The following is a 24,445-nucleotide window of genomic DNA, read 5'->3' as shown; positions in this document are numbered from 1 at the left end:
TCAGGCGCCGAGGTAGGCGCGTTCGAGCGTGGCGATGTCGAGCTTGCGCATCTGGCGCAGGGCGGTGGTCATGCGCTGCACGCCGGGGCCGGGCGGGCCGGCCAGGCGCTCCATGAGCTGCGTGGGGATCACCTGCCACGACACGCCGAAGCGGTCCACCAGCCAGCCGCACATCTCGGCTTCGGGCACGGCGGACAGCGCGGCCCAGTGGCGGTCCAACTCGGCCTGGTCGGTGCAGCGCAGCACCAGCGAGGCGGCCGGTGTGAGCGTGAAGTGCGTGCCGCCATTGAGCAGCGAGACGGCGTGGCCGTCCAGGTCGAGGCTGACCAGCAGGGCGGTGCCTTCGGGCAGCGGCTCGCCAGGGCCATGGCGCAGCACCCCGGTGATGCGCGCGTTCGGCAACACCGCCGTGTAGAACTGGGCGGCTTCCTCAGCCTGGGTGTGGAACCACAGGCAGGTGTGGATGCGGTCGGTCATGGCGCGGTCTCCGTGTCGACGCCGGGGCGGGGCACCATGCCCGCCACGTGGCGGCGTCTTCAGGAGGACGACGAAACAGCCTGCGCAAAATCGACAAGCTCCGGACCAGGGAAAACCCTGGGTATCAGGTAGCGCGCTGCGCCAGGGCTTGGCGGAACAGGTCCCACAGGCCCTGTGTGGGCCCGCCCAGGGTCGCGCCACGGCGTTTGAGCAGGGCAATGCGCCGGTGGATGTCGGGCTCCACCAGGGGCACACAGCGCAGCGAGCGCGCTTCGGCGGTGCGCATCGCCAGCCGGGGAATGACGCCGATGCCGTGGCCGGCGTGCAGCCAGCCGAGCAGGCTGGACAGGTGTTCCACCTCGTCGAACCAGGGCGGGGCGATGCCGTGCGCGTCGAGCACCGCGTCGATCTGGCGCCGGTTGGCCGAGGTCGGGCGCAGCGCCACCACCTTTTCCGAGGCCAGTTCCTGCCAGCGGATGCGGCGGCGGCGCGCCAGGGCGTGCTCTGGCGACATGGCCAGCACGAACGGGTCTTCGCCGATCACATCGGCTTCCATGCCGTGCAGCTCGTCGCTCCACAGGCCGACGCCGAATTCGGCACGGCCGCTGCCGACCGACTCGATCACGCGCTGGCCGGTGTCGTCGAGCACGGTGACCCGGACCTGGGGGTAGCGGTGGTGGAAGCGCGCGATGACCTCGGGCGCGATGGCGTAGGCCACCGTGGTCAGGCAGGCGAACTGCACCGAGCCGGTCTCGCCGCGCGCCATGCGGCTGGCGGCCAGCAGGTGCTGGTCGAGGCCGGCCACCTGCTCGGCCACACGGCCGACCAGCCATTCGCCCAGCGTGGTGAACGCCACCGAGCGCGTGGTCCGGTCCACCAGGCGGCCGCCCACCGCCTCTTCCAGCAGTTGCAGGCGGCGGGTCAGCGCGGGCTGGGTGATGTGCAACTGCCGGGCGGCCTGGACGAAGCTCTGTGCCCGGTGCAGCTCGATCAGGGCGCGCAGCGCGTCGAGGTTGTAATTGATGCGCATGGCTGATCAATTCCAAAAAATTCATCAATTTACCTGAGCGCCTCCCGCACCTACATTCGCGCTCCGGAGACCCCCATGCCGATCATCAAATTCCACGTTCCCGATCACCCGGCCGACGACCAGGCGCTGGCGCAGATGGCCGACCGTATCCACGAAGTCTGCGTGGGTGCGCTGCAGGCGCAACCCGATGCCGTTCAGCTGCTGATCGTGCCCAGCCGGGTGCTGTGCGGACAGCCGGTCTACATCGAGGTGCTGTACCGCGAACAGCCGCACCGCAACGCGCCGGTGATGGCACAGCTCATGCAGGTGCTGGCGGCGCAGTCGCAGGCCGTGTTTGGCGCCACGCCGCGCATCCGCTGCATCGCGGTGGACCAGCGGCTGCTGCACGCGCTGCATTGAGGTGACCATGCTGCAGTTGCATTCGATCCGCAGTTACCACATCGGCGGCGAACGCCGGGCCTTGCAGGGCCGGCCGGTGGAGCAGCGCGTGCTGGCCCAGGGCAGCGCGCCGCGGCCGATCGACATGAACGGCGACCACATGGTGGGGCAGATGTACGTTCAGCACTACCGGCAGGTGGCGCCGGTGCGGCCCTGGCCGGTCGTGCTGTGGCACGGCGGCGGCATGACCGGTGCCAACTGGGAGACCACGCCCGACGGCCGCGACGGCTGGCTGCAGCAATGGCTGGCCGCCGGCTTCGATGTGATCGTGACCGACGCCATGGAACGGGGCCGCTCGTCCTGGGCGCCCTGGCCCGAGCTGTACACCACCGCGCCCATCAGCCGCAGCCTGCAGGAAGGCTGGGAGATGTTCCGCATCGGGCCGGCGGCGGGCTACGCCTCGGCGCCGCAAGCGCGACGCGCCCACCCGGGCCAGCAGTTCCCGGTCGACGCCTTCGACCAGTTCGCCTGCCAGTGGGTGCCGCGCTGGACCGGGCACGACGAGCCCATCATGGCCGCTTACGGGCAACTGCTCGACCAGGTGGGGCCGTGCCTGCTGGTGGGCCACAGCCAGGGGGGCGGTTTTGCGCTGCGCGCTGCCGCGCAATGGCCCGACCGGGTGAAGGCGGTGGTGGCGCTGGAGCCTTCGGGGGCACCCGCGTTGCAGGGCGCCAGCGCGGGGTTGCGCCAGGTGCCGCACCTGGTGGTCTGGGGCGATTTTTTCGACCAGCACCCGCAATGGCAGCGTTACCGCGCCACGGTGGACGCGTACACGCAGGGCCTGCAGGCACAGGGCGTGCCCGTGACACCGCTGGTGCTGGCCGAGCACGGCCTGCCCGGCCATTCCCATTTCCCCATGCTCGACCGCCAGAGCGACGCGGTGGGCCGTCTGGTGGCGCACTGGCTGCTCGACAGCGCTTCCCGCTGAACCCGCCTTTCTCTTTCTATTCCAAACCCAGGAGACATCACATGCATGCCTTTCGATCCTTCCGCCGTGCCCTGGCCTGCCTGCTGGCCGTGTGCGCCAGCGCGGCGTCGGCCCAGGCCTGGCCCAGCAAGCCCCTCACCATCATCGTGCCCTTCGGTGCCGGCAGTGGCAACGACCAGGTGGCCCGCCTGATCGGGCAGGAACTGGCAACGTCGCTCGGACAGCCGGTGGTGATCGAGAACAAGGCCGGGGCGGGCGGGAACATCGGCGCCGCGGCGGCGGCCAAGGCCGCGCCCGACGGCTACACGCTGTTCGTCACCACCAACACCACGCAGGCGGCCAATCCCAGCCTGTACAAGCAACTGCCCTACGACCCGATCAAGGACTTCGCGCCCGTGGGCCGCATCGCCAACACCCCGGCGCTGCTGGTGGTGCGCCCGTCGTTGCCGGCCAAGAACCTGCCCGAACTGATCGCCCTGGCCAAGTCGCAACCGGGCAAGTTCACCTACGGTTCGGGCAGCGCCGGCACCCTGGTGCCCGGCGCCATGCTGACGTTCGAAGCCGGCATCGACATGGTGCATGTGCCCTACAAGTCGATCCCCGATGGCCTCAAGGACGTGATGGGGGGCACGGTGGACATGATGTTCACCGACATGGCCACGGGCGCCATGCAGGCCCGGGCCGGCCGCGTCAAGGCGCTGGGCATCAGCAGCCTCAAGCCGTCGCCGCTGATGCCCGACGTGCCGCCGATCGCGGCCACCCTGCCGGGCTTCGAGCTGCTGGCCTGGTACGCCATGTACGTGCCGGCGGGCACGCCTGCGGCCATCATCGAGCGGCTGAACCGCGAGATCGCCCAGGCCGAGGCGCGGCCGGCATTCCGCGAGCGCCTGGGCACGCTGGGCCTGGAACCCGTCACCAGCACGCCCGCAGAACTGGCCGACTTCACCCGCAGCGAAATGCAGAAGTGGGGCCAGGTGATCCGCCGCACGGGCGCCACGCCCCAGTAATCCCCCGAGAACTCAGGCCGGCGCGCGGGCCGCGTCGTCGTCGTCGAAACACGGTGCGAGGCCCCGCACCTCCACCGTGCACCATTGGGCGGCCGGGCAGGCGTGCGCCAGCGCGATGGCCTCCTCGCGGTCGACGTTCTGCAGCAGAAAGAAGCCACCGACCATTTCCTTGGCTTCGGCGAAGGGCCCGTCCAGCGTCTGCGGTCGGCCCTGCGCATGGCTGACCCGCACGGCGCTGGCCTGCGAGGCCAGCGACTCCACCGCCTTGAGTTTGCCCTCGGCCGCCAGGCGTTCACCGAACGCGACCATCGCGGCGTAGGCGGCACGGCCTTCGGCTTCGGTGCGGGTGGCGCGCTGGCCGACGGGTTCGTGAATCAACAGCAGGTAGGACATGGCAGGGAATGCGGGGGGTGGGACGCCGGGCGACGGCCAAGCACGGACAATACCGCGCATGGATGTTCTGTTTGGCCTGATTTTGATGTTGGTCGGTTTCCAGGTGCTCAAGCGTTCGGAAGAGCGCCAGCGTATCCTGCTGCTGGGCGGCTTTCTGCGCAAGTACCAGCTGGAGCCGCGCATGGCGCAGTTGACCGACGGTTACTTGCGCGCGCTGGGCGAGTCCGATCCCGAGCGGGCCGACCCCATCTGGCGCATGCTGGCCGGCACCGAAGCCGCGCTGCAGCAGGAGCTGTCGCAACTGGCCAATGATCTCAAGGACGTGTGGGGCGAGCGCCTGCGCGTGAGCCGCTGGCCCGTGGGCGTGCCCATGGCCACGCGGTTTTTCCCGCAGGCGTCGTTCGACTTTCGCGCCCTGGTGCTGCTGCATGCGCAGGCGCTGGAGCGGGTGCTGCGCAACGACGAGGGGCTCAGCCGCAAGGACCGCGCCTTTCGCACCACGGCCGAACTGCTGCTGTTCCAGCACAGCTGCCACTGGTTCTGCCGTTCCCGCGCCGTGGCCTCGGCCCGCCTGCTGGCCCTGCACAAGACCGCCTACGCCCAGGTGCTGGCGGGGGTCTCGCCCGCCACGCGCGACGCCTACCGGGCACTGACGGGCGTCTGAGCCGGGGCGCCTCTGCGCCGCCACTCAGACGGCCGTCGCGCCCAATGGGTGCAGCACGCGCCGGGCCTCGTCGGCCACCGCGGTGGCAAAGGCCGGGTCGTTGATGGCAAGGGGCAGGGCGACCAGGCGGTGCGTGTCGCTGGTGCGAAACCGCCGCTCCAGGGTGTCGAACAGCGCCCGGTTGGCTTCGGGGTCGTGAAAGGGCTGGCCCGGCACATCCAGCAGGGACAACCCGCCCAGCGGCAGCAGCAGGCTGACAGGACCGGGGGCCCGGTTGAGCTGCTCGGCGATTCGGTGGGCGGCTGCCTCCAGCTCCCGCGCATGGCTGCGCATGAGCGTGACATCGGCGTTGTGCACGTGGAAGCGGCGCTGCCGGTGCCGCTCGGGCACGGTGGGCAGCGGACCCCAGTTGATCATGTCCAGTGCGCCCACCGATCCGATCCAGGGCAGTCCGTGGCGGGCCGCGGCGTCGAGCCGGTCGGGGCCGGCGTCGCACACGCCGCCTGCCAGGTGCTGGCCGACTTCGGTGGTGGTGATGTCCACCACCGCCTGCAGCAGGCCCGAGGCGGCCAGCGCCTCCAGCGTGCGGCCGCCGGCGCCGTTGGCGTGGAACACCTGGGTATCGAAGCTGTCTTGCAACTGGGCCCGCACGGCGTCGACGCAGGGCGTGGTGACGCCGAACATGCTCAGCGCGATGGCGGGTTTTTCCCGCTCGGGCGCGGGCGGTGGCTGGTGCCTCAGCATGCCGGCCAATGCGTGCGCCGCATTGGCCAGCACGGTGCGCGAGAGCCGGTTGAGCCCGGCAATGTCGGTCACCGGGTACATCAGGCTCATGTCCGTCACCCCCACATAGGCCGACACGTTGCCGGCCGCCATGGTCGACACCAGCAGCTTCGGGCAGCCGATGGGCAACTGGCGCATCGCGGGCGCGATCATGGAGCTGCCGCCCGACCCACCCAGACCGATCATGCCCTGCAGCTCCCCGGCGGCCAGGCCCGCGCGCACCCGCTCGGCCAGTGCCTCGCCCATGGCGATCACCGCCTGGCCCCGGTCGCTGTGGGCGAAGACCGCATCGGCGCCGGCCGGGTGGTGGGCGGCCACGGTGCGTGCACCGATGTCGATGTGGCCAGCCGGCGCGCGGGTGCCGATGTCGACCGTCACGGCCCGCACGCCGGCCGCGCGCAGGCAGTCGGCCACGTAGTGCAGTTCGGCCGCCTTGGTGTCGAAAGTGCCGACCACCCAGGCGGTGGGGGGCACGGCGCTCATGGGCGGCCGCCGTGGTGCGCGTTCACGCACTCGAAGAAGGTGCGGAAGGTGCCTTTGACGCGCTCCACCGCCTCGGCTTCCTGATCGGCCGGCACGTCCCACTCGGCCCACCATTCGCCGAAGCAGCGGTTGCCTTCGGTGATGGGCAGCAGGTGCATCTCGGCCACGTAGTTGGTCCACGGCGCATCGATGTGCAGGATCTTGTAGCGGCAGCGGTGCTCGTCGTCGGACAGCGCGAGCAGCTGTTCGCGCAGGAAGCCGCCGCCATCGCGCACGGTGAAGTGGCGCACGCAGCCGATCTGGTCGGCCGGTTTGCCGTCTTCGATGTAAGACTTCTCGAAGAACGGGTGGTAGTTGCCCAGTGCGCCGAAGTCGCGCAGGTAGGCCCACGCCTGATCGATCGTCGCGTTCATCACCGCGCTCACATAAACCCTGGCCATGTCTCGTCTCCTGTGGTTGTCGGGTGTCAGAAGCTCACTTGCTTGTAATGCTCCACGTGTGCCTTGATCGCGATTTCCGTGGGCAGCCGCTCCATGCTGCTGGCGCCGTAGAAGCCGTTGCAGTGCCGGCTGTGCCGGAGCACATAGGCCACGTCTTCCGGGCTGGAGATGGGGCCACCGTGCGCGATCACGATCACGTCCTTGCGCACCTGGCGTGCCGCCTCGCCCCACTCGTCGATGAGTTTCACCGATTGTTCGAGGGACTTGGCCGTGGTGGCGCCGATGGTGCCGCCGGTGGTCACGCCCATGTGGGGCACGATGAAATCGGCGCCGGCCTCGGTCATGGCCACGGCCTCCTCGGCGGAGAACACATACGGCGTGGTCAGCAGGTCGATGGCGTGGGCCTGGCCGATCATTTCGACCTCGGTCGCGTAGTTGATGCCGGTCTCCTCCAGGCTCTGGCGAAAGGTGCCGTCGATGATGCCCACGGTCGGGAAGTTCTGCACGCCGGAAAACCCGAGTTCCTTGAGCTTCTTGAGGAACACCGGCATGACGATGAAGGGGTCGGTGCCGTTCACGCCCGCGATCACCGGCGTCTTCTTCGCCACCGGCAGCACCTCGCCGGCCATTTCCAGCACGATGTCGTTCGCATTGCCATAGGCCAGCAGGCCGGCCGAGGAGGCGCGCCCGGCCATCCGATAGCGGCCCGAGTTGTAGATCACGATGAGGTCGATACCGGCGGCCTCTTCGCACTTGGCGGAGATGCCGGTGCCGGCGCCCCCGCCGATGATGGGCTGGCGCTCGCGCACCATGGCCTGGAACTTCGCCATCAGGGCTTGGCGTTCAAAACGCGGCATGAAATGTCTCCTTGAAACGGAACAGTCGGTCGTGAAGGGGGATGCGGCGGGTTCAGGCCCCGCTGCGGGGAGGCCGGTTTGTGAGCGCCAGGACCGCACCAGCAATGCCGCTGCGGAACGACAGCACACACACCATGAAGATCAGGCCGGTGACCAGCGTCACCCAGCCGCCGAAGGCATCGAGGTAGTACTGCAGGCCCACCACCACGGCCGCGCCGATGGCCGGACCGAACACCGTGTGCATGCCACCGAGCAAGGCCATCAGCACCACGTCGCCCGACAGGTGCCAGTGCACGTCGGTGAGCGAAGCGACCTGGAACACCAGCGCCTTCATGGCGCCAGCCAGACCCGAGAGGCCGGCCGAAAGCACGAACAGCATCAGCTTGTAGCGGTTCACCGGGTAGCCCAGCGAGCGGGCGCGCGGCTCGTGCTCGCGGATGGCCACCACCACATGGCCAAAGGGTGAGCGCACCACGCGGTGGATCAGCCACAACCCCGCCAGCGTGAGCAGCAGCACCACGTGGTAGAGGTTGAAGTCGTTGCGCAGGTCGATGAAGCCCAGCAGCGTGCCGCGCGGGATCTGTTGCAAGCCGTCTTCCGCACCGGTGAAGGGCAGCTGCAGGAAGATGAAATACACCATCTGCGCCAGCGCCAGCGTGACCATGGCCAGGTAGATGCCCTGGCGGTGGATGGCCAGCGCGCCGAACACCGCGCCCAGTGCCGCCGCGAACAGCGTGCCCGCCAGCAGGCCCACTTCGGGCGGCAGGCCCCAGTACTTGGTGACCAGGCCGGTGATGTAGGCCGCGCTGCCGAAGAAGGCCGCGTGGCCGAAGGACATCATGCCGCCGAAACCCAGCAGCAGGCTGTAGGCGCAGGCGAACAGCGCCATGCACAGCAGCTTCATCACGAACACCGGGTACAGCACCTGCGGCACCCAGGGCACCACCAGCAACAGCAACACCAGCACCGCGATGAACACTTTCTGCCAGCGGGGCATGGCCATGCCTTGCCGCGCAGCCGTTCCCGGGCGAGACGCATCCCCTTGGGGTGCAGCAGCCGGCGCAGCGGTGGAGCGTGGGGCGTGATGCGTGCTCATGCTGCACCTTCCTTGCCGAACAGACCGCGCGGGCGCAGCAGCAGCACCAGGGCCATCACCACGAAGATCACCGTGGTCGAGGCTTCCGAGTAAAAGACCTTGGTCAGCCCCTCGATCACGCCAATGCCCAGCGCGGTGACGATGGAGCCGAACACCGAGCCCATGCCGCCGATGACCACGATGGCGAAAACGATGATCACCAGGTTCGATCCCATGCCCGAATTCACGTGCAGGATCGGGGCGGCCAGCACCCCCGTGAAGGCCGCGAGCGCGATGCCGCCGGCGTAGGTGATGGTCAGCAGCAACGGCACATTCACACCGAACGACTGTGTGAGCGACGGCTTCTCGGTGGCCGCGCGCAGCCTCGCGCCCAGTGGCGTGCGCTCGATCAGCCACCAGGTGAGCACGCAGGCCGCCAGCGCCGCCACGATCACCCAGGCGCGGTAGATCGGCAGGACCATGAAGCCGAGGTTGAACACCCCTTGCAACTGCGAAGGCACCGGGTAAGCCTGGCCCGAGGTGCCGAAGGCAATGCGAAAGCCCCCTTCCAGCACCAGCACCAGGCCGAAAGTGAGCAGCAGGCCGTAGATTGGGTCCAGCCCGTAGAGCCGGCGCAGCAGTCCGCGTTCGAACACACCGGCCAGCGCACCCACGATCAGCGGTACCGCCAGCAGCGCCACCCAGTAGCCCAGTCCCAGGAAGTGCTGCAGCATCCAGGCACCGAAGGCGCCGGCCATGAAGAACGCGCCGTGCGCGAAGTTGACGATGCGCAGCAGCCCGAAGATCACCGCCAGGCCCAGGCTGAGCACCGCGTAGAAGCAGCCGTTGACCAGCCCCAGCATGAGCTGACCCGCCAGCACAGGCAGGGGAAGACCGAATACCTCAACCATGTGCGCTCCCTATGATGCGCAGGCCATGCCGATCAAGCATCCCGATATCTCCCAAGAAACCCATGTGCTGGGCGATGACACCGTGCAAACGGTGGTGCGGGCGGAGCAGTGCGACGCGCTCGCGGCGCGCCACATTGCCCACGTGGCGGTGGTGGACGCGGCTGCGCCGTACACCATCGTGCGAACGAACCTCAGCGGTGCCTTCCTGCAGGTGTGCCTGGCCGGCGAAGGCCAGACCCTGCTGGACGGCCGCTGGTACGCGCACAAGCCGGGCACCGTGAGCTTTGCGCCCGCCCACGTGCTGCACGCCTTCCACGCGGTGCCTGGCAAGCGCTGGCGCATGGCGTGGGTGCGCTTTCGGTCCGATTCGATGCGTTCGGTGGACGGCGCCATGGCCCCCACGCTCAGCCCGTTCGACGGCCGCGTGCTGGAGCACGCCATCCTCGGCCTCTCGGGCGAGATGCAGGGCGCTGCCGATCCCGGCACCTGCGCCGTGTGGGTCGACGTGATCGAGCGCTACCTTTCGCGCATCCTGGAGCCGCTGCAGCGCGAGCCGCGCCTGCTGCCGGTGTGGAACGCGGTGAAGGCCGACCTGGCGCGCGACTGGAGCCTGGCCGATCTCGCCGGCCTGGCCAACACCAGCGAAGAGCACCTGCGCCGCCTGTGCCAGAAGAACCTGGGCCGCAGCCCCGGCAAGCAGCTGGCCACGCTGCGCATCGCGCACGCCGCGCACCTGCTGGCCACCACCAGCGAGAAGATCGAGGCCATTGCCCACAGCGTGGGCTACGTCAACCCGTTCGCGTTTTCCAACACCTTCAAACGGTTGACGGGCTTCCGGCCCTCCGACTACCGGAAAAAGTGATCCCCCCGCCGCGCTGCACGGCCCCCCCTCAAGGGAGCAACACCAGCGGCCTGGCAGAGCCAGCTCCGCGGTGTTTCTGGACGGCGGCATGTCGCGCCGGAAACGGTGCTTCCTCATACCCCGATCCTTGAGGTGATGGCATCGAAGTTGCGCATCAGCGTCGCCGCGTCGAAGGTGTCGGTGATGCGGCCCGAGGCCATCAGGCAGTGCCGGTCGGCCAGCTCGGCCGCGAAGTGCACGTTCTGCTCCACCAGCACGATGGTGTAGCCGCGCCCCTTGAGCTGCCGGATGAGCTCGCCGATGCGGTCCACGATCACCGGCGCCAGGCCTTCGGTGGGCTCGTCCAGCAGCAGCAGGCGTGCGCCGGTGCGCAGGATGCGCGCGATCGCCAGCATCTGCTGCTCGCCGCCCGAGAGGTGGGTGCCGGCCGATTTCGCGCGCTCGGCCAGGTTGGGGAACAGCGCGAACAGCTCGGCCTCGCTCATGCCACCCTCGGCCACCACGGGCGGCAGGCGCAGGTTCTCGCGCACCGTGAGCGAGGCGTAGATGCCGCGGTCGTCCGGACAGAAAGCCACGCCCAGGCGCCCGATGTGGTGCGGCGCCAGGCCGATGAGCTCATCGCCCTTGAAGCGGATCGAGCCCTCGCGGCGGCCCATCATGCCCATGATGGTCTTGAGCAGGGTCGACTTGCCCGCGCCGTTGCGCCCGAGCAGCGTCACCACCTCACCTTCGTGCACCTCGAAGTCGGCGCCGTGCAGCGCCTGGCTCGGCCCGTACCAGGCCTTCACGCCGCGCAGGGTCAGCAGGGGCTCAGCCATGGCTTGCCTCCCCGTTGGCCACGGCGGTGTGGTCGTTGTGTTGGCGTTGCCCGGCGTGACCGTGGCCCAGGTAGGCCTCCACCACGCGCGGGTCTTTCGAGACGGTGGCGTAGTCGCCTTCGGCCAGCACCTCGCCGCGCGCCAGCACGGTGATGCGGTCGCACAGGTCGGCCACCACGGAGAGGTTGTGCTCCACCATCAGCACGGTGCGCCCGCGCGCGGCCTGGCGGATCATCTCGGCGGCGTGGGCGATGTCTTCGGCGCCCATGCCGGCCATGGGCTCGTCCAGCAGCAGCACCTTGGGCGCCAGCGCCAGCGTGGTCGCCAGCTCCAGCGCGCGCTTGCGGCCGTAGGGCAGTTCACCCGCCAGGTGCGACGACCACTCGGCCAGGCCGGCTTCGGCCAGCAGTGCATGGGTGCGTTCGTCGAACGCGGCCAGTGCGCGGTCGCTGCGCCACCAGTCCATGGAATGGCCCCGGCGGCGCTGCAGCGCCAGGCGCACGTTTTCGAACACGCTCAGCTGGCCGAACACGGCCGAGATCTGGAACGAACGCACCAGGCCCATGCGAGCCACCGCGTCGGCCGGCGTGCGGGTGATGTCCTGCCCCTGGTAGCGGATGCACCCGGCCGTGGCGTCGATGAAGCGCGTGAGCAGGTTGAAGCAGGTCGTCTTGCCGGCACCGTTCGGGCCGATCAGCGCGTGGATGCTGCCCTCGCGCACCGCCAGGTTCACGTTCGAGACGGCGTGAAACCCGTTGAAGCTGCGGGACAGACCCTGCGTTTCAAGGATGAAGGACATGAGCGGTATCAAACAGACAAGGGGCCGCCGCGCACGGCCGCTCCGAAGCGGCCGGCCCGCCCCCCAGTGGGGGGTATGCGGCTACACGCAGTGAGCAAGCAACGGGGGGCGTCTACTTTTACTTCTTGACCAGGTAGCAGCTGCTCTGCGCCAGCGGCATGAAGGCCTGGTCGCCCGGGATCGTCTTCACGGGCTTGAGGTAGTCCCACGGCCCTTTGGACTCGGCGGGCGACTTCACTTCCCACAGGTACATGTCGTGCACCATGCGGCCGTCTTCGCGGATCTTGCCGGCCTTGGTGAACATGTCGCTGATGGGCATTTCGCGCATCTTGGCCGAGACGGCGTCCGGGTCGTCCGTGCCCGCTGCCTGCACCGCCTTGAGGTAGTGCATGGTGGACGAGTAGTCGCCCGCGTGCGCCATGTTCGGCATCTGCCCGCCCACGCGCTGCTGGAAGCGCTTGGCGAACGCGCGCGACTCGTCGTTCATGTCCCAGTACCAGGCGTTGGTCAGCTGCAGGCCCTGCGCGGTGGGCAGGCCCAGGGCGTGCACGTCCTGGATCCACAGCAGCAGCGCGGCCAGCTTCTGGTTCTTGGTGATGCCGAATTCGTTGGCCGCCTTGATGGCGTTGATGGTGTCGTTGCCGGTGGAAGCCAGGCCCACGATCTTGGCCTTGGACGCCTGCGCCTGCAGCACGTAGGAGGAGAAGTCGGTCGTGCCCAGCGGGTGGCGCGCAGCGCCCACCACGCGCCCCTTGTTGGCCCGCACCACGTCGCCCACCTGCTGCTCCAGGCCGATGCCGAAGGCGAAGTCCACGGTGAGGAAGAACCAGGTGTCACCGCCGGCTTCGGCAATCGCCTTGCCGGTGCCGTGCGCCAGCGAATAGGCGTCGTAGGCGTAGTGCACCGTGTAGGGCGAGCATTGCGCGTTCGTCACGCCCACGTTGGACGCGTTGTTCACGATGGCGTGGCGTTTCTTCTCCTTGGCCACACCGGCAACGGCCAGGGCCACACCGGAGTTGGCCAGGTCGTTGATCATGTCGACGCCGCCGTCGTACCACTCGCGCGCCTTGGCGGCGCCCACGTCGGCCTTGTTCTGGTGATCGGCAAAAACCACCTCGATCGGTTTTCCGAACATCGAGCCGCCGAAGTCTTCGACGGCCATCTTGACTGCCTCGACCGCGCCTTTGCCCGAGATGTCGGCGTAGACGCCGGAGATGTCGGTCAGCACGCCGATGCGCAGTACGTTGTTCGAGAGTTTGCCCGGCTGGGTGCCTTGTGCCTGGGCCACGCCCAGGCTTGCAGCGGCGACAACGGACGCGGCTGCCCACTGTTTCAGATCCATGTGCTTGTCTCCTGTTGGGTTATTGCCCCGAACTCGGTGTTCGAGTCGGGCCAATGCTAGGAGAGCACACGTCCGGGAACCATGGGCGGGAGGCACAGGGATCTACTCAAGATGCACATGATGGGCTTCTTTGCCGACGAGCACGTGCTTCCTTTCAGCGGGGCGTGCTGCCACCCGTCCATCCGCATTCCGCCTGGGCACCTGGGCTGGTGCGGTGGCGACAGCCCCTGCCGGGTCGCTCCATCAGAATGCGGGCTGTCAGTGGTCCCGGCGGCGCTCAGACGCCGGCCGGGCTTTGATCAAACCAGTTTCCAGGAGACAAAGGCATGTTCAGCCATGTGATGGTCGGGTCCAACGATATTGAGCGTTCGAAGCGGTTTTACGACGCCGTGCTGGGCGTGCTGGGTGTGGGCGAGCCGCACCGCAACCGCAACGCCACCGGCCAGGACCGCCTGTTCTACCGGCACGACGGCGGCACCTTCTGTGTCAGCGAGCCCCTCAACGGGGAGTCGGCCACTTTCGCCAATGGCGGAACGGTCGGCTTCAAGTGCCTGTCGCCGGAGCAGGTGCAGCAGTTTCACGACGTGGCGGTGGCGCACGGCGGGGTGTCCATCGAGGACCCGCCAGGATTGCGTGAAGGCCAATTGGGCGCCATGCACCTGTCCTATGTGCGTGACCCGGACGGGAACAAGCTCTGCGCCATGCATCGGCCGCGGTAAATCGGCCGTTTTCTGAAACGCCGGCCGGGGCTCAGCCCGTTGCCGTGCTGCGCTGGCGCGCGTAGCGCCCGGGCGGCAGACCCACGTGGCGGCTGAAGGCCGTGCTGAAGGTGCTGGCCGATCCGTAGCCCACGCGCGCGGCCACATCGGCAATGGCCAGGCTGGTGCGGCTCAGCAGGTCCTTGGCCAGCGCCATGCGCCACACCAGCAGGTACTCCATCGGCGGCATGCCCACGGCGCGCGAGAAGCGTTCGAAGAACGTGGAACGTGACAGCGCGGCTTCCCGGGCCAGCGCCTCCACCGTCCAGGGCTGGGCGGGGTCGCCGTGCATCAGGCGCAGGCCCGCGGCGATCCGCGCATCGGCCAGGCCGCGCAGCAGGCCGGCAGGCGCCCCCTCGGGCGGGTGGGCGCGCAGGGCCTCGATCAGCAGCACCTCCACCAGCCGGCCCAGCACCAGCTCGCGACCGGGGCGGGTTGCCAGCGACTCGTCCCGGACCAGCTTCACCAGCAGCGACAGGCGCTCCACCCCGCGCACGTGCACCAGCACCGGCAGCAGCGAGGCCAGCAGCGCGGCGTCGGGCGCGTCGAACGCGAAGCCGCCACCCAGCATGCGCACGTCGGCCGGACCGGTCTGCCGGCCATGCCGCAACTCGGTCACCGTGCCGGGCGCGGCGCTGGGGTCGAGGAGCACCGGCGCCGCAGGCGCCTGGCTGGACAGGGTGAAACCAGGCGTGGCTGGCAGCAGCACGAAGTCGCCGGCCTGCAGATCCACGGGGGGTACCCCGTCCACCGCGAGCACGCACTGTCCTTCGAGCATGGTGCAAAAGCTCGGCTGCCCGAACGCCGTGTAGCGCACGGCCCAGGCGCCGGCCCCGCTGATCACCTTGGCGAACACCGCACGCGGTTTCAGCAGGCTGATGACTTCGGCCATGGGGTCGATCAAAACCGGACTCCTGCAAATCAAATATGGACTATTGATTGTAGTTAATCCTGTTTTCAGCCGGTATCGTTGGTGCCATTCCTCAACCCGACCTCAGGAGTTCTGTCATGAAAACCGTTCTGATCACCGGCTGTTCGTCCGGCTACGGCCTCGAAACCGCCCGCCACTTTCTCGCCCAGGGCAGGCGGGTAGTGGCCACCATGCGCCAACCGCGCCACGACCTGTTGCCTGCGTCCGCCCGCCTGCAGGTGCTGCCGCTGGACGTGACCCGCCCCGACAGCATCACCAGCGCCCTGGAAGCCGCTGGCCCCATCGACGTGCTGGTGAACAACGCGGGCCTGGGCCTGTTCGGGGCCTTCGAGGCGACGCCCATGGCCACCGTGCGCGATATCTTCGAGACCAATACCTTGGGCGTGCTGGCCATGACGCAGGCGGTGCTGCCGCAGTTCCGGGCGCGCCGCGCCGGCACGGTGATCAACGTCACCTCCAGCGCCACGCTGGCGCCCATGCCGCTGGTGGCGGCCTACACCGCCAGCAAGACAGCAGTGGAAGGATTCACCGAATCGCTGGCGTTTGAGCTGGAAGCGTTCAACGTGCGGCTGAAGCTGGTGGAGCCAGGTTACGCGCCCACCACGCGGTTCACGGCCAACGGCGCCGAGCGCATGCAGGGCCTGATTCCCGAACCCTATGCGGCCTATGCGCAGTCGGTCTTTGCGCAATTCGGCCAGCACGGCACCGTGACGCGAGAAACCGATGTGGCCGAAACCGTGTGGGCGGCTGCCCAGGATGCCTCGTCGCGGCTGCGGTACGCGGCCGGCGCCGACGCGGTTGCGCTGGCGGCACGCAACCCGCTGTTCGCCGACGGGCGACAGGAATTCGCCGTGGCCCTGTGAGGCCGCGCCGCGCGGTTGCAGGGCGTGCCGGCCGGTAGCGGCTTACAGGTTGGAGAAGTCGGGCTTGCGCCGTTCCATGAAGGCGCCGAAAGCCTCGCGCGCGGCGGGCTCGCGCAGCATGCGGCCGAAGCTCGCGCCTTCCTCGGCGATGGTGTCCATCACCAGGGTGGCCTGGCCCTTTTTCATCAGGCGCTTGGTTTCCACCAGCGAGGCCAGCGGCTTGGCCGCGAGCTTGCGCGCCACGCCCTGGGCGTAGCTGTTGGCTTCGGTGGGGGGCAGCACGCGGTTGACCAGGCCGACTTCCAGCGCGGCTTCGGCCATGAAGGGTTCGCCCAGCAGCAGGGCTTCGGCGGCGCGGTGGTAGCCCAGCATCTGCGGCACCAGCAGGCTGGAGGCCGCTTCGGGACACAGGCCCAGGTTCACGAACGGCATCGAGAACGCGGCGTTGTCGCCGGCGTAGACCAGGTCGCAATGGAACAGCAGCGTGGTGCCGATGCCCACAGCCGGGCCGCAGGCGGCCGCCAGCAGCGGCTTGGGAAACTGGGCGATGCCGCGCAGGAAGCGGAACACGGGCGAGTCCTGCCCGGCCGGCGGGTTGTTCAGGAAGTCGGCGATGTCGTTGCCAGCGGAGAACACGGTCTCGTGGCCCTGGATCAGCACGCAGCGCACGGCCGGGTCGGCCGCTGCAGCCTCGATGGCGTCGGCCAGCGCGGCGTACATGGCGCTGGTGATGGAGTTCTTCTTGTCGAGGCGGTTGAAGGTCAGCGTGGTCACGCCGCCGTCGGTGTGCGTCAGGATGTCGCTCATGGTGCTGGAATGCGGTGAAGGGGCCGGTCGCGGGGACCGCTCGGAAGGGCCGCCAAGTTACCACGAAAGGGCGGCCGCAGGGGGCATCGCGTGCGCCTGGGGCGACACGGGCTGCCCGCACTCCTGCGGGCGCCTACACTGCGGTTCGATGCCACTTTCCGCCTGATGGCTGCCATGCTTATCCGCCGTCTTCTGTCCTGTTTTTTTGCGCGCCCGCGGTGCGCCGGCCTGCTGGCCGGCCTGGCCCTGCTGGCGGGCTGGCCCGCCACCGCCGCCGCGGCGGACACCCCGCTTTCGCGCCTGCTGCACCCGGCCCGGCCCAAGGTGGCGCTGGTGCTGTCGGGCGGCGGGGCGCGAGGGCTTTCGCACGTGGGCGTGCTGCAGGTGCTGGAAGCCGCGCGGGTGCCCGTGGACATGGTGGTGGGCACCTCGATGGGGGCGATCGTCGGCGGGCTCTACGCGGCGGGCATGAGCCCGCAGGCCCTGCAGGACGAGGTGGTGTCGCTCGACTGGGGCGGCATCTTCCAGCGCAGCGAACCGCGCCAGCTGCTGTCGCAGCGCCGCAAGGAAGAGGACTTCGAGCTCGCGCCGCTGATCGAACTCGGCTTTCGCGATGGCGAATTCCGCCTGCCCACCGGTGCGGTGTCGACCCGGTCGCTGGAGCTGCTGCTGCGCCGCTACACGCTGGGCGCGCGCCACCTCGCGTCGTTCGACGGCCTGCCGATTCCCTTCCGCGCGGTGGCCACCGACATGGAGACCGGCGAGCCCATCGTGATGGACCACGGCGACCTCGCGGCCGCGCTGCGCGCCAGCATGTCGGTGCCAGGGGTGTTTTCGCCGCTGGAGGTCAACGGCCGCATCCTGGGCGACGGCGGGCTGGTCAACAACCTGCCGGTGGACGTGGCCCGCCGCATGGGGGCCGACGTGATCATCGCGGTCAACATCGGCACGCCGCTGGCCGGCCGCGAGACCCTGGGCACGCTGGTGGGCATCACCACCCAGATGGTGAACATCCTGACCGAGCAGAACGTGCGGCGCAGCATGGACATGCTCACCAAGTCCGACCTGCTGCTGCTGCCCGACCTGGGCACCATCACCTCGGCCAGCTTCGACCGGGCCGAAGACCTGGTGAAGATCGGGCGCGACTATGCCGAATCCGTGCGGCAGGCGCTGGACCGTTTTGCGGTCACGCCCGAGGCCTACGCCGCGTGGCAGGCGCACCGGCAGACGCGGCTGACCCAGGAGCAGGGCGCCGACAGCTGGGTTTCTCAGGTGCGCTTTGAAGGGGTGGAGCAGGACCGTATCGACCGCGTGCGCCAACTGGTGGACAGCGAGGCCGGCCAGCCGCTGGACGTGCAGCGCGTCGAGCAGGATTTGCGCACGCTGGCCGCCACGGGTGACTTCGACCGGGTCGACTACCGGCTGGACCGCCTGCATGCCGAAAGCGGCGAGGCGCTGGTGATCCGCCTGCGCGAAAACGACTGGGGCCCCAACTACCTGCGCATGGGGCTGGACCTGCGCACCGACTTCGAGGGCCAGTCGGCCTTCAACCTGCGTCTGAGCCACAACCGGCGCTGGATCAACCGTTATGGCGCCGAGTGGCGCAACCTGCTGCAACTGGGGCAGACCTCGGTGGCGTCGACCGAGTTCTACCAGCCGCTGGGCCGCGACGGCACGCAGTTCCTGTCGGCCTATCTCAGCAGCAGCCTGCGCCGGGTCGACCTGTTCGAAGGCAGCGGCGAAGCGGCGGCCAGCCTGTCGCGCACGCACGTGGACCTGGGGCTGGACTACGGCTGGCCGCTGGGGGTGCTCGGCCACCTGGGCGAGGCGCGGGTGGGCCTGCTGTCGGCCTGGCGCCAGACTTCGCCCAAGATCATCAGCACCTCGCTGTCGGACATCGATCCGGCCATCTGGCGCCAGCGCTGGCGCGACAACGGCCTGCGCTTCAGCCTGGTGTCCGACCAACTCGACTACGCCAACTTCCCGACCTCGGGGTACCGGCTGCGTGGCGAGCTGATCGGCGGGCGCCGCCTCGTCAGTGGCCAGCCATCGTCCAGCTTCGTGAAGATGGACCTGACCGCCACCGGCGCCATCACCTGGGGCCGCGACACGCTCAACCTCGGGTTCCGGGCGGCGCGCGCCAGCCGCCTGGCCATCGGCTCGATCGACGAGTTTTCGCTCGGGGGCTTCCAGCAGCTCTCGGGTTTTCGCATCGGCCAGGTCTCGGGCAACATGCTGGCGTTCGGCCGGCTGACCTACTACCACCGCCTGCCCTGGAACAGCCCGCTGACACGGGCTTTGTTTGTGGGAGGCTCGCTGGAGGCCGGCAACGCCTGGCTGCGTCGGCGCGACGCGAGCTGGAACGACCTGCTGGTCGGCCGCAGCCTGTTCGTGGGGGCCGACACCGCGCTGGGGCCGTTGTACCTGAGCGTGGTCAGCGCGCCGCGTGGCTACACCGGGCTGTACCTGTTCCTCGGGCGGCCATGAAGAGCCCCCACGCTCCGCCGCTGCGCGGGTCGCTGCCCCCCGAGGGGGCGTGAACCCCGCTTGGGGCGGCCCGGCGCTGGGTTCTGGGCCCCCACGCTCCGCCGCTGCGCGGGTCGCTGGCGCGCAGACACCGTCATTCCCGCGCAGGCGGGAATCCCGCAACGCCATGGCGGCCCGGCGGCTGGCCCGTCAGCCCCCACGCTGGACCGCTGACGCGGCCGCTGGCGCGCAGACACCGTCATTCCCGCGCAGGCGGGAATCCAGCAGCGTGATGGCGGCCCATTGGCCTCCAACGCCGCGCCGCCGCCGCGCGGGGCCCGGTTATTCCTTGTAGTACACGACCTGGTGCGTGGTCGCCAGCAGGCGGCCGGCCTCGTTCCAGAGCTGGGCGGTCTGGTCGAAGAAGCCGTTGCGAAAGCCCTGGGCGCGGGCCTGGCCGAGCAGCCAGCCGGTGCCGGTGGCGGCCAATTCCTCAGGGCCGGCGTGGAAGTACACCGTCATCGACACCGTGCCGGCCGGCACCATGGTCGCGCGGCGCAACCACACCCGGGGGTAGAACACATCGGCCAGTGCGGTCAGGCTGGCGAAGTCGAGGGGGCGAGGCGGCTCGTCGCGCACCCACAGGCGCGAGCGGCTGCCGATGCCGCTGCCGTCCCACTTCATGGGCAGCAGGCCTTCGATGGGGCGCATGGCGTAGCGCTTGACCCACTGCACGGGCGAGGGGATGGCCATCTGGCGCACGCTGTCGGGCGCGGGCACCGCCGGCTTGGCTTCGTCATCGACGCCCCAGGTGTCGCGGCGCGTGGCGGTGATGGCCGTGGCCGTGAACGCGACGGCGCCGTTCTGGCGCAACTCGATCACCCAGTGCTGGGTCGACCGGTTGGTGCGCACGGGCCGGGCCTCCAGCTCGAAGGCCCCGTCGGCCAGCGCGGTGGCGAAGTTGACGGTCAGCGCAACCGGTGAACCCAGGCGCTCCGGGTGGCGGCACACAGCGGCCAGCGCCGTGGCGGCGGTGATGCCGCCGAAAGGGCCGACCATGTTGGCGTAGCCCGGGTGGGTCTGGCCACGGTAGCGGCCGGGAGCGGTTTCCGAGAGCGCGATGGCTTCGTCGAAGGCGGAGGTGGCGGGGGTGTTCATCGGGCTGCAGTGTGCCCGCACAGACGGGGCCGGGTGGTCTGTCGGGCGACAGCACCCCGCCCCGCACAGGGTCATACCCGCTCGAAGATGCCCGCCGCGCCCTGACCCATGCCCACGCACATGGTGACCATGCCGTACTTCTTGTTGTGCCGCCTGAGCGCATGCACCACGGTGGCCGAACGGATGGCCCCGGTCGCGCCCAGCGGGTGACCGAGCGCGATGGCGCCGCCCATGGGGTTGACCTTGGCCGGGTCCAGGCCCAGGGTGTTCATCACCGCCAGCGACTGCGCGGCAAAGGCCTCGTTCAGTTCGAACCAGTCGATCTGGTCTTGCGTGAGGCCAGCGTACTTCAACGCCACCGGAATCGCCTCGATCGGACCGATGCCCATGATGTGCGGCGGCACGCCCTTGCTGGCGTAGCTCACGAAGCGCGCCAGCGGCGTCAGCCCGAAGCGTTTGACGGCGGCTTCGCTGGCCAGGATCAGCGCACCCGCGCCGTCGCTGGTCTGCGAGCTGTTGCCGGCCGTGACCGAGCCGCGCGCGGCGAACACCGTGCGCAGCCTGGCCAGGCCTTCGAGCGTGGTGTCGGGGCGCGCGCCTTCGTCCAGGCTCACGGTGCGCTCGCTGATGGACACCTCGGCCGATTCCAGGTCCACGCTGCGTTCCTGCACGGTGACGGGCGTGATCTCGTCGGTGAACTCACCGTTCTTCATCGCCAGCACGGCGCGCTGGTGCGATTGCACGGCAAACGCGTCCTGCGCGTCGCGGCTCACCTTCCATTGCTGCGCCACCTTCTCGGCCGTCAGGCCCATGCCGTAGGCGATGCCGTAGCTCTCGATGTCATCGGTGTTGCGGAAGATCGTGGGCGAGAGGCTGGGGCTATTGCCCATCATGGGCACCATGCTCATGCTCTCCACGCCGGCAGCGATCATCACGTCGGCCTCGCCCACGCGGATGCGGTCGGCCGCCATCGCCACGGCCGAGAGGCCCGAGGCGCAGAAGCGGTTGACGGTGATGCCGCCCACGCTGTTGGGCAGCCCGGCCAGGATGGCGCCGATGCGCGCCACGTTCAGGCCCTGCTGGGCCTCGGGGATGGCGCAGCCGGCGATCACGTCCTCCACGGCTTTCGGGTCCAGGCTGGGCACCTGGGCCATGGCGGCGCGCAGCGCGTGGGCCAGCAGGTCGTCCGGGCGCAGGTGCTTAAACGAGCCCTTGTGCGAGCGCCCGATGGGCGTGCGGGTGGCGGCGACGATGTAGGCGTCTTGAATCTGTTTGCTCATGTCGCGTCCTCAGTTGCGCAGGGGCTTGCCGGTGTTCAGCATGCCGAGAATCCGCTCTTGGGTTTTCGGGTGCTCGATCAGCGAGCAGAAGGCCTGACGCTCCAGCGTCATCAGGTACTCCTCGCTCACCAGTGTGCCCGGATCGACGTCACCGCCGGTGACCACGTTGGCGATCAGGCTGGCGATGTGGAAGTCGTGCCGGCTGATGAAGCCACCGTCGCGCATGTTCACCAGTTGGCCCAGGATGGTGGCCTTGCCGTCGCGGCCGGCCACGGGGAACAGGCGTTTGTGCGGCGGGCGGTAGCCGGCGCGGAACAGCGCCTTGGCTTCGTTGAGCGCCACGAACAGCACCTCGTCCTTGTGCGGCACGATCAGGTCGCTCTCCAGCAGGTAGCCGATGGTGCGCGATTCGATGGCACTGGTGCCCACCTTGGCCATGGCGGCGGCGGTGAAGCCCTCGGTCAGGAAAGGCAGGAGGTCCTTGCCGGTGGAGGTCTTCGCGTTCTCCGCCGCACGGCGGGCGATGTAGGTCAGGCCGCCGGCGCCCGGGATCAGGCCCACGCCCACTTCCACCAGGCCCACGTAGCTTTCCATGTGGGCCACGCGGCGCGCGCTGTGCACCGCCAGCTCGCAGCCACCGCCCAGGGCCAGGCCGCGCATGGCGCTGATCACGGGCACGTTGGCATAACGCAGGCGCAGCATCATCTGCTGCATGAAGCCTTCGGCGTCTTCCACCGCGGCCACACCCACGGCCATGAAGGCCGGCAGCAGGGCCTGCAGGTCGGCACCAGCGCTGAAGGGTTCATCGCCCGACCACACCACCAGGCCCTGGTACTCGGCCTCGGCCAGGGCGATGGCAGCCATCAGGCCTTCGCAGACCTCGGGGCTGAGCGTGTGCATCTTGGTCTTGATGCTGGCGATCAGCACCTCACCGTCGAGCGTCCAGGTGCGCAGGTTCCGGTCTTCGCTGATGGTGGTGCCGGCCGTCTCGAACTTCGGCCCGGCTTCGCCCAGCAGCAGCTCGGGGAAGTGCTGGCGTTGATACACCGGCAGGCTGCGGCGCGCTTCGAACCTGCCCTTGGAGGGATTCCACGAACCCTCGGCGGTGTGCACGCCGCCGGCCTCGGCCACCGGGCCCTTGAACACCCACTCGGGCAACGGCGCCTTGCTGAGCGCCTTGCCGGCGTCGATGTCTTCCTGCACCATCTTCGCCACGTCGAGCCAGCCGGCTTCCTGCCAGAGCTCGAACGGGCCTTGCTTCATGCCGAAGCCCCAGCGCATGGCCTGGTCCACATCGCGAGCGGTGTCGGCGATGCTGGCCAGATGCACGGCGGCGTAGTGGAAACCGTTGCGCAGAATGGCCCACAGGAACTGACCTTGCGGGCCGGTGCTGTTGCGCAGCAGCTTCAGGCGTTCGGCCGCGGGCTTCCTGAGCATGCGGCCGTAGACCTCGTCGGCCTTCTGGCCACCGGGCACGTATTCTTCGCTCTCCAGCTCGAAGCGCAGCACGTCGCGGCCGACCTTCTTGTAGAAACCGGCCTTGGTCTTCTGCCCCAGGTGGCCCAGCTCGATCAGCTTGGCCAGCACGGGCGGTGTGCCGAAGCTGCCGTAGAACGGGTCGGTGGTTTCGTCCAGGTTGTCCTGCAGCGTCTTGACCACGTGGGCCATGGTGTCCAGACCCACCACGTCGGCGGTGCGGAAGGTGCCGCTGCTGGCGCGGCCCAGGCGCTTGCCGGTGAGGTCGTCCACCACGTCGTAGGTCAGGCCGAAGTTGTCGACCTCTTTCATCGTGGCCAGCATGCCGGCGATGCCGATGCGGTTGGCGATGAAGTTGGGCGTGTCCTTGGCACGCACCACGCCCTTGCCGAGGCCGCTGGTGACGAAGGCTTCGAGATCGTCGAGGATCTGCGGCTGCGTGGTGGGCGTCGCGATCAGTTCCACCAGCGTCATGTAGCGCGGCGGGTTGAAGAAGTGGATGCCGCAGAAGCGCGGCTTGATTGCCTCGGGCAGCGCTTCGCTGAGCTTGGTGATCGACAGGCCGGAGGTGTTGGAGGCCAGGATGGCGTGCAGGGCCACGTGCGGCGCGATCTTCTGGTACAGGTCGCGCTTCCAGTCCATGCGTTCGGCGATGGCTTCGATCACGAGGTCGCACTCGCCCAGCAGGGCCAGGTGCTCTTCGTAGTTGGCGGCGGTGATCAGCTCCGCGTCGGCGGCCACGCCCAGCGGCGAGGGCTTGAGCTTCTTGAGGTTCTCGACAGCACGGATGACGATGCCGCTCTTCGGGTCTTCCTTGGCAGGAAGGTCAAAGAGAACGACCGGCACCTTGACGTTGACAAGGTGCGCCGCGATCTGCGCGCCCATCACGCCCGCGCCGAGCACGGCGACTTTTTTCACTTGAAATGATTTCATGGGGGTTCCGTTCATGGTGGCCGCGTCACTCGACGCGGGTCCAGACCTGGGTGCGGTAGAAGGGGCCGATGTAGCCGCGCACCTGCAGCTTTTTGCCGCCTTCCAGCGGCGTCAAACGCAGGGTGTATTCCTTGCCGTTTTCAGGATCGAGGATGCGGCCGCCTTCCCACAGCGTATCGGTGGCCGACTTCTGGGCGCCGCGGATGATTTCCAGACCGAGCTTGGGCTGGCCTTTGCGGTCATCGGTGCATTCGGTGCACAGCGGCTCGCCCGAGCTCACCAGCGTCTTCTCGATCCGACCATGGAGCACGCCATTGGCGCCGGCCGCGATGCGGATCTCGGCCTTGGCCTCGCCCGTCTTGTCGTCGACGTTGCGCCAGAGACCTTCGGGAGTCATTTGCGCCATGGCGCTCACCACCCAGCCGCCGAGCACGGCGGCGGTGATCAAGGCTTTCCGCTTCATCGC

General features: G+C 68.9%; 25 protein-coding genes. 8 read left to right on the top strand and 17 right to left on the bottom strand.

The window, feature by feature from the left end; translation table 11 throughout:
* Both QQK43_RS07705 and QQK43_RS07700 read right to left on the bottom strand, forming a co-directional pair.
* On the bottom strand, positions 1–477 hold the full coding sequence (locus tag QQK43_RS07705) for a VOC family protein (protein WP_284307285.1): 477 nt from the start codon (positions 475–477) through the stop codon (positions 1–3).
* A 124-nt stretch (positions 478–601) separates the two neighbouring features.
* A complete protein-coding gene (locus QQK43_RS07700) occupies positions 602–1,507 on the bottom strand; it encodes a LysR family transcriptional regulator (RefSeq protein ID WP_284307284.1) in 906 nt (301 codons plus the stop codon).
* 75 nt (positions 1,508–1,582) lie between these two features.
* On the opposite strand from QQK43_RS07700, the gene QQK43_RS07695 reads away from it, so the two are divergent.
* Genes QQK43_RS07695 through QQK43_RS07685 form a run of 3 tightly spaced genes read left to right on the top strand, consistent with a single transcriptional unit; the run spans position 1,583 to position 3,880 of the window.
* Entirely contained in the window at positions 1,583–1,906 is a 324-nt protein-coding gene (locus QQK43_RS07695) for a hypothetical protein (RefSeq protein WP_284307283.1), read from the top strand.
* A gap of 7 nt (positions 1,907–1,913) precedes the next feature.
* Positions 1,914–2,873 (top strand): alpha/beta hydrolase, encoded by a 960-nt coding sequence (locus QQK43_RS07690; RefSeq protein ID WP_284307282.1) that lies wholly within the window; start codon positions 1,914–1,916, stop codon positions 2,871–2,873.
* 41 nt (positions 2,874–2,914) lie between these two features.
* Positions 2,915–3,880 (top strand): Bug family tripartite tricarboxylate transporter substrate binding protein, encoded by a 966-nt coding sequence (locus QQK43_RS07685; RefSeq protein WP_284307281.1) that lies wholly within the window; start codon positions 2,915–2,917, stop codon positions 3,878–3,880.
* Between the two features lie 12 nt (positions 3,881–3,892).
* On the opposite strand, the gene QQK43_RS07680 is transcribed toward QQK43_RS07685, so the two are convergent.
* Entirely contained in the window at positions 3,893–4,273 is a 381-nt protein-coding gene (locus tag QQK43_RS07680; RefSeq protein WP_284307280.1) for a YciI family protein, read from the bottom strand.
* A gap of 58 nt (positions 4,274–4,331) precedes the next feature.
* On the opposite strand from QQK43_RS07680, the gene QQK43_RS07675 reads away from it, so the two are divergent.
* Positions 4,332–4,937: a hypothetical protein gene (locus tag QQK43_RS07675; protein WP_284307279.1), complete on the top strand. Its 606-nt coding sequence runs from the start codon at positions 4,332–4,334 to the stop codon at positions 4,935–4,937.
* A gap of 24 nt (positions 4,938–4,961) precedes the next feature.
* On the opposite strand, the gene QQK43_RS07670 is transcribed toward QQK43_RS07675, so the two are convergent.
* From QQK43_RS07670 to QQK43_RS07650, 5 genes are all read right to left on the bottom strand, one after another.
* Positions 4,962–6,203, bottom strand: coding sequence for a Tm-1-like ATP-binding domain-containing protein (locus QQK43_RS07670; RefSeq protein ID WP_284307278.1), 1,242 nt, complete (start codon positions 6,201–6,203; stop codon positions 4,962–4,964).
* Positions 6,200–6,643 carry an SRPBCC family protein gene (locus QQK43_RS07665; protein ID WP_234263948.1) on the bottom strand — a complete coding sequence of 148 codons (444 nt, stop codon included), beginning with the start codon at positions 6,641–6,643 and terminating at the stop codon, positions 6,200–6,202. Before QQK43_RS07665 ends, QQK43_RS07670 begins: the two co-directional genes overlap by 4 nt.
* A 26-nt stretch (positions 6,644–6,669) precedes the next feature.
* Positions 6,670–7,500: a phosphoenolpyruvate hydrolase family protein gene (locus QQK43_RS07660; RefSeq protein WP_284307277.1), complete on the bottom strand. Its 831-nt coding sequence runs from the start codon at positions 7,498–7,500 to the stop codon at positions 6,670–6,672.
* Between the two features lie 52 nt (positions 7,501–7,552).
* A complete protein-coding gene (locus tag QQK43_RS07655) occupies positions 7,553–8,497 on the bottom strand; it encodes a branched-chain amino acid ABC transporter permease (protein ID WP_284307306.1) in 945 nt (314 codons plus the stop codon).
* Positions 8,498–8,592: 95 nt separating this feature from the next.
* Positions 8,593–9,486 carry a branched-chain amino acid ABC transporter permease gene (locus tag QQK43_RS07650; protein WP_284307276.1) on the bottom strand — a complete coding sequence of 298 codons (894 nt, stop codon included), beginning with the start codon at positions 9,484–9,486 and terminating at the stop codon, positions 8,593–8,595.
* Here QQK43_RS07650 and QQK43_RS07645 point away from each other — a divergent pair.
* Positions 9,485–10,348 carry an AraC family transcriptional regulator gene (locus QQK43_RS07645; protein ID WP_234263944.1) on the top strand — a complete coding sequence of 288 codons (864 nt, stop codon included), beginning with the start codon at positions 9,485–9,487 and terminating at the stop codon, positions 10,346–10,348. The genes QQK43_RS07650 and QQK43_RS07645 overlap by 2 nt on opposite strands.
* A gap of 113 nt (positions 10,349–10,461) precedes the next feature.
* Here the strand turns inward: QQK43_RS07645 and QQK43_RS07640 are convergent, their stop codons facing one another.
* The 3 genes from QQK43_RS07640 to QQK43_RS07630 form a co-directional block, all read right to left on the bottom strand.
* Positions 10,462–11,166: an ABC transporter ATP-binding protein gene (locus tag QQK43_RS07640; RefSeq protein WP_284307275.1), complete on the bottom strand. Its 705-nt coding sequence runs from the start codon at positions 11,164–11,166 to the stop codon at positions 10,462–10,464.
* Positions 11,159–11,965: an ABC transporter ATP-binding protein gene (locus tag QQK43_RS07635; protein ID WP_284307274.1), complete on the bottom strand. Its 807-nt coding sequence runs from the start codon at positions 11,963–11,965 to the stop codon at positions 11,159–11,161. The genes QQK43_RS07640 and QQK43_RS07635 overlap by 8 nt, the downstream gene beginning before the upstream one ends.
* Positions 11,966–12,083: 118 nt before the next feature.
* The gene (locus tag QQK43_RS07630) at positions 12,084–13,307 is read right to left on the bottom strand and encodes an ABC transporter substrate-binding protein (protein ID WP_284307273.1); all 1,224 of its coding nucleotides are present in this window, start codon (positions 13,305–13,307) and stop codon (positions 12,084–12,086) included.
* A gap of 326 nt (positions 13,308–13,633) precedes the next feature.
* Between QQK43_RS07630 and QQK43_RS07625 the strand changes: the two genes are divergently transcribed.
* Positions 13,634–14,026, top strand: coding sequence for a VOC family protein (locus QQK43_RS07625; RefSeq protein ID WP_234263939.1), 393 nt, complete (start codon positions 13,634–13,636; stop codon positions 14,024–14,026).
* Positions 14,027–14,057: 31 nt separating this feature from the next.
* Here the strand turns inward: QQK43_RS07625 and QQK43_RS07620 are convergent, their stop codons facing one another.
* On the bottom strand, positions 14,058–14,969 hold the full coding sequence (locus QQK43_RS07620; RefSeq protein WP_284307272.1) for an AraC family transcriptional regulator: 912 nt from the start codon (positions 14,967–14,969) through the stop codon (positions 14,058–14,060).
* A 104-nt stretch (positions 14,970–15,073) separates the two neighbouring features.
* Between QQK43_RS07620 and QQK43_RS07615 the strand changes: the two genes are divergently transcribed.
* Positions 15,074–15,859, top strand: a complete 786-nt coding sequence (locus QQK43_RS07615; RefSeq protein ID WP_284307271.1) for an SDR family oxidoreductase — start codon at positions 15,074–15,076, stop codon at positions 15,857–15,859.
* Positions 15,860–15,901: 42 nt separating this feature from the next.
* Here the strand turns inward: QQK43_RS07615 and QQK43_RS07610 are convergent, their stop codons facing one another.
* Positions 15,902–16,666 (bottom strand): enoyl-CoA hydratase, encoded by a 765-nt coding sequence (locus QQK43_RS07610; protein ID WP_284307269.1) that lies wholly within the window; start codon positions 16,664–16,666, stop codon positions 15,902–15,904.
* A gap of 165 nt (positions 16,667–16,831) precedes the next feature.
* Between QQK43_RS07610 and QQK43_RS07605 the strand changes: the two genes are divergently transcribed.
* Positions 16,832–19,153: a patatin-like phospholipase family protein gene (locus tag QQK43_RS07605; RefSeq protein WP_284307267.1), complete on the top strand. Its 2,322-nt coding sequence runs from the start codon at positions 16,832–16,834 to the stop codon at positions 19,151–19,153.
* 321 nt (positions 19,154–19,474) lie between these two features.
* On the opposite strand, the gene QQK43_RS07600 is transcribed toward QQK43_RS07605, so the two are convergent.
* From QQK43_RS07600 to QQK43_RS07585, 4 genes are all read right to left on the bottom strand, one after another.
* Positions 19,475–20,290 (bottom strand): acyl-CoA thioesterase, encoded by an 816-nt coding sequence (locus QQK43_RS07600; protein ID WP_234263933.1) that lies wholly within the window; start codon positions 20,288–20,290, stop codon positions 19,475–19,477.
* Positions 20,291–20,361: 71 nt separating this feature from the next.
* The gene (locus QQK43_RS07595) at positions 20,362–21,570 is read right to left on the bottom strand and encodes an acetyl-CoA C-acyltransferase (RefSeq protein WP_234263932.1); all 1,209 of its coding nucleotides are present in this window, start codon (positions 21,568–21,570) and stop codon (positions 20,362–20,364) included.
* A gap of 9 nt (positions 21,571–21,579) precedes the next feature.
* On the bottom strand, positions 21,580–23,979 hold the full coding sequence (locus tag QQK43_RS07590) for a 3-hydroxyacyl-CoA dehydrogenase/enoyl-CoA hydratase family protein (protein WP_284307266.1): 2,400 nt from the start codon (positions 23,977–23,979) through the stop codon (positions 21,580–21,582).
* 25 nt (positions 23,980–24,004) lie between these two features.
* Positions 24,005–24,442: a DUF2147 domain-containing protein gene (locus QQK43_RS07585; protein ID WP_284307265.1), complete on the bottom strand. Its 438-nt coding sequence runs from the start codon at positions 24,440–24,442 to the stop codon at positions 24,005–24,007.
* Between the last annotated feature and the right edge of the window lie 3 nt (positions 24,443–24,445).

Source organism: Hydrogenophaga electricum (assembly GCF_030160815.1).
Classification (GTDB): Bacteria; Pseudomonadota; Gammaproteobacteria; order Burkholderiales; family Burkholderiaceae_C; genus Hydrogenophaga; species Hydrogenophaga electricum.
Note: the sequence above shows the minus strand (reverse complement) of the source record. Positions and strands in the feature narration are given on the sequence as shown.

Excerpts from the sequence above, each read along its gene's own strand:
- QQK43_RS07665 (WP_234263948.1), bottom strand. The coding sequence starts at position 6,643 with ATGGCCAGGGTTTATGTGAGCGCGGTGATGAACGCGACGATCGATCAG.
- QQK43_RS07635 (WP_284307274.1), bottom strand. The coding sequence starts at position 11,965 with ATGTCCTTCATCCTTGAAACGCAGGGTCTGTCCCGCAGCTTCAACGGG.
- QQK43_RS07655 (WP_284307306.1), bottom strand. The coding sequence starts at position 8,497 with ATGCCCCGCTGGCAGAAAGTGTTCATCGCGGTGCTGGTGTTGCTGTTG.
- QQK43_RS07690 (WP_284307282.1), top strand. The coding sequence starts at position 1,914 with ATGCTGCAGTTGCATTCGATCCGCAGTTACCACATCGGCGGCGAACGC.
- QQK43_RS07610 (WP_284307269.1), bottom strand. The coding sequence starts at position 16,666 with ATGAGCGACATCCTGACGCACACCGACGGCGGCGTGACCACGCTGACC.
- QQK43_RS07590 (WP_284307266.1), bottom strand. The coding sequence starts at position 23,979 with ATGAAATCATTTCAAGTGAAAAAAGTCGCCGTGCTCGGCGCGGGCGTG.
- QQK43_RS07650 (WP_284307276.1), bottom strand. The coding sequence starts at position 9,486 with ATGGTTGAGGTATTCGGTCTTCCCCTGCCTGTGCTGGCGGGTCAGCTC.
- QQK43_RS07605 (WP_284307267.1), top strand. The coding sequence starts at position 16,832 with ATGGCTGCCATGCTTATCCGCCGTCTTCTGTCCTGTTTTTTTGCGCGC.
- QQK43_RS07630 (WP_284307273.1), bottom strand. The coding sequence starts at position 13,307 with ATGGATCTGAAACAGTGGGCAGCCGCGTCCGTTGTCGCCGCTGCAAGC.
- QQK43_RS07640 (WP_284307275.1), bottom strand. The coding sequence starts at position 11,166 with ATGGCTGAGCCCCTGCTGACCCTGCGCGGCGTGAAGGCCTGGTACGGG.
- QQK43_RS07600 (WP_234263933.1), bottom strand. The coding sequence starts at position 20,290 with ATGAACACCCCCGCCACCTCCGCCTTCGACGAAGCCATCGCGCTCTCG.
- QQK43_RS07705 (WP_284307285.1), bottom strand. The coding sequence starts at position 477 with ATGACCGACCGCATCCACACCTGCCTGTGGTTCCACACCCAGGCTGAG.
- QQK43_RS07695 (WP_284307283.1), top strand. The coding sequence starts at position 1,583 with ATGCCGATCATCAAATTCCACGTTCCCGATCACCCGGCCGACGACCAG.
- QQK43_RS07585 (WP_284307265.1), bottom strand. The coding sequence starts at position 24,442 with ATGAAGCGGAAAGCCTTGATCACCGCCGCCGTGCTCGGCGGCTGGGTG.
- QQK43_RS07615 (WP_284307271.1), top strand. The coding sequence starts at position 15,074 with ATGAAAACCGTTCTGATCACCGGCTGTTCGTCCGGCTACGGCCTCGAA.
- QQK43_RS07685 (WP_284307281.1), top strand. The coding sequence starts at position 2,915 with ATGCATGCCTTTCGATCCTTCCGCCGTGCCCTGGCCTGCCTGCTGGCC.
- QQK43_RS07700 (WP_284307284.1), bottom strand. The coding sequence starts at position 1,507 with ATGCGCATCAATTACAACCTCGACGCGCTGCGCGCCCTGATCGAGCTG.
- QQK43_RS07675 (WP_284307279.1), top strand. The coding sequence starts at position 4,332 with ATGGATGTTCTGTTTGGCCTGATTTTGATGTTGGTCGGTTTCCAGGTG.
- QQK43_RS07595 (WP_234263932.1), bottom strand. The coding sequence starts at position 21,570 with ATGAGCAAACAGATTCAAGACGCCTACATCGTCGCCGCCACCCGCACG.
- QQK43_RS07680 (WP_284307280.1), bottom strand. The coding sequence starts at position 4,273 with ATGTCCTACCTGCTGTTGATTCACGAACCCGTCGGCCAGCGCGCCACC.
- QQK43_RS07645 (WP_234263944.1), top strand. The coding sequence starts at position 9,485 with ATGTGCGCTCCCTATGATGCGCAGGCCATGCCGATCAAGCATCCCGAT.
- QQK43_RS07625 (WP_234263939.1), top strand. The coding sequence starts at position 13,634 with ATGTTCAGCCATGTGATGGTCGGGTCCAACGATATTGAGCGTTCGAAG.
- QQK43_RS07670 (WP_284307278.1), bottom strand. The coding sequence starts at position 6,203 with ATGAGCGCCGTGCCCCCCACCGCCTGGGTGGTCGGCACTTTCGACACC.
- QQK43_RS07660 (WP_284307277.1), bottom strand. The coding sequence starts at position 7,500 with ATGCCGCGTTTTGAACGCCAAGCCCTGATGGCGAAGTTCCAGGCCATG.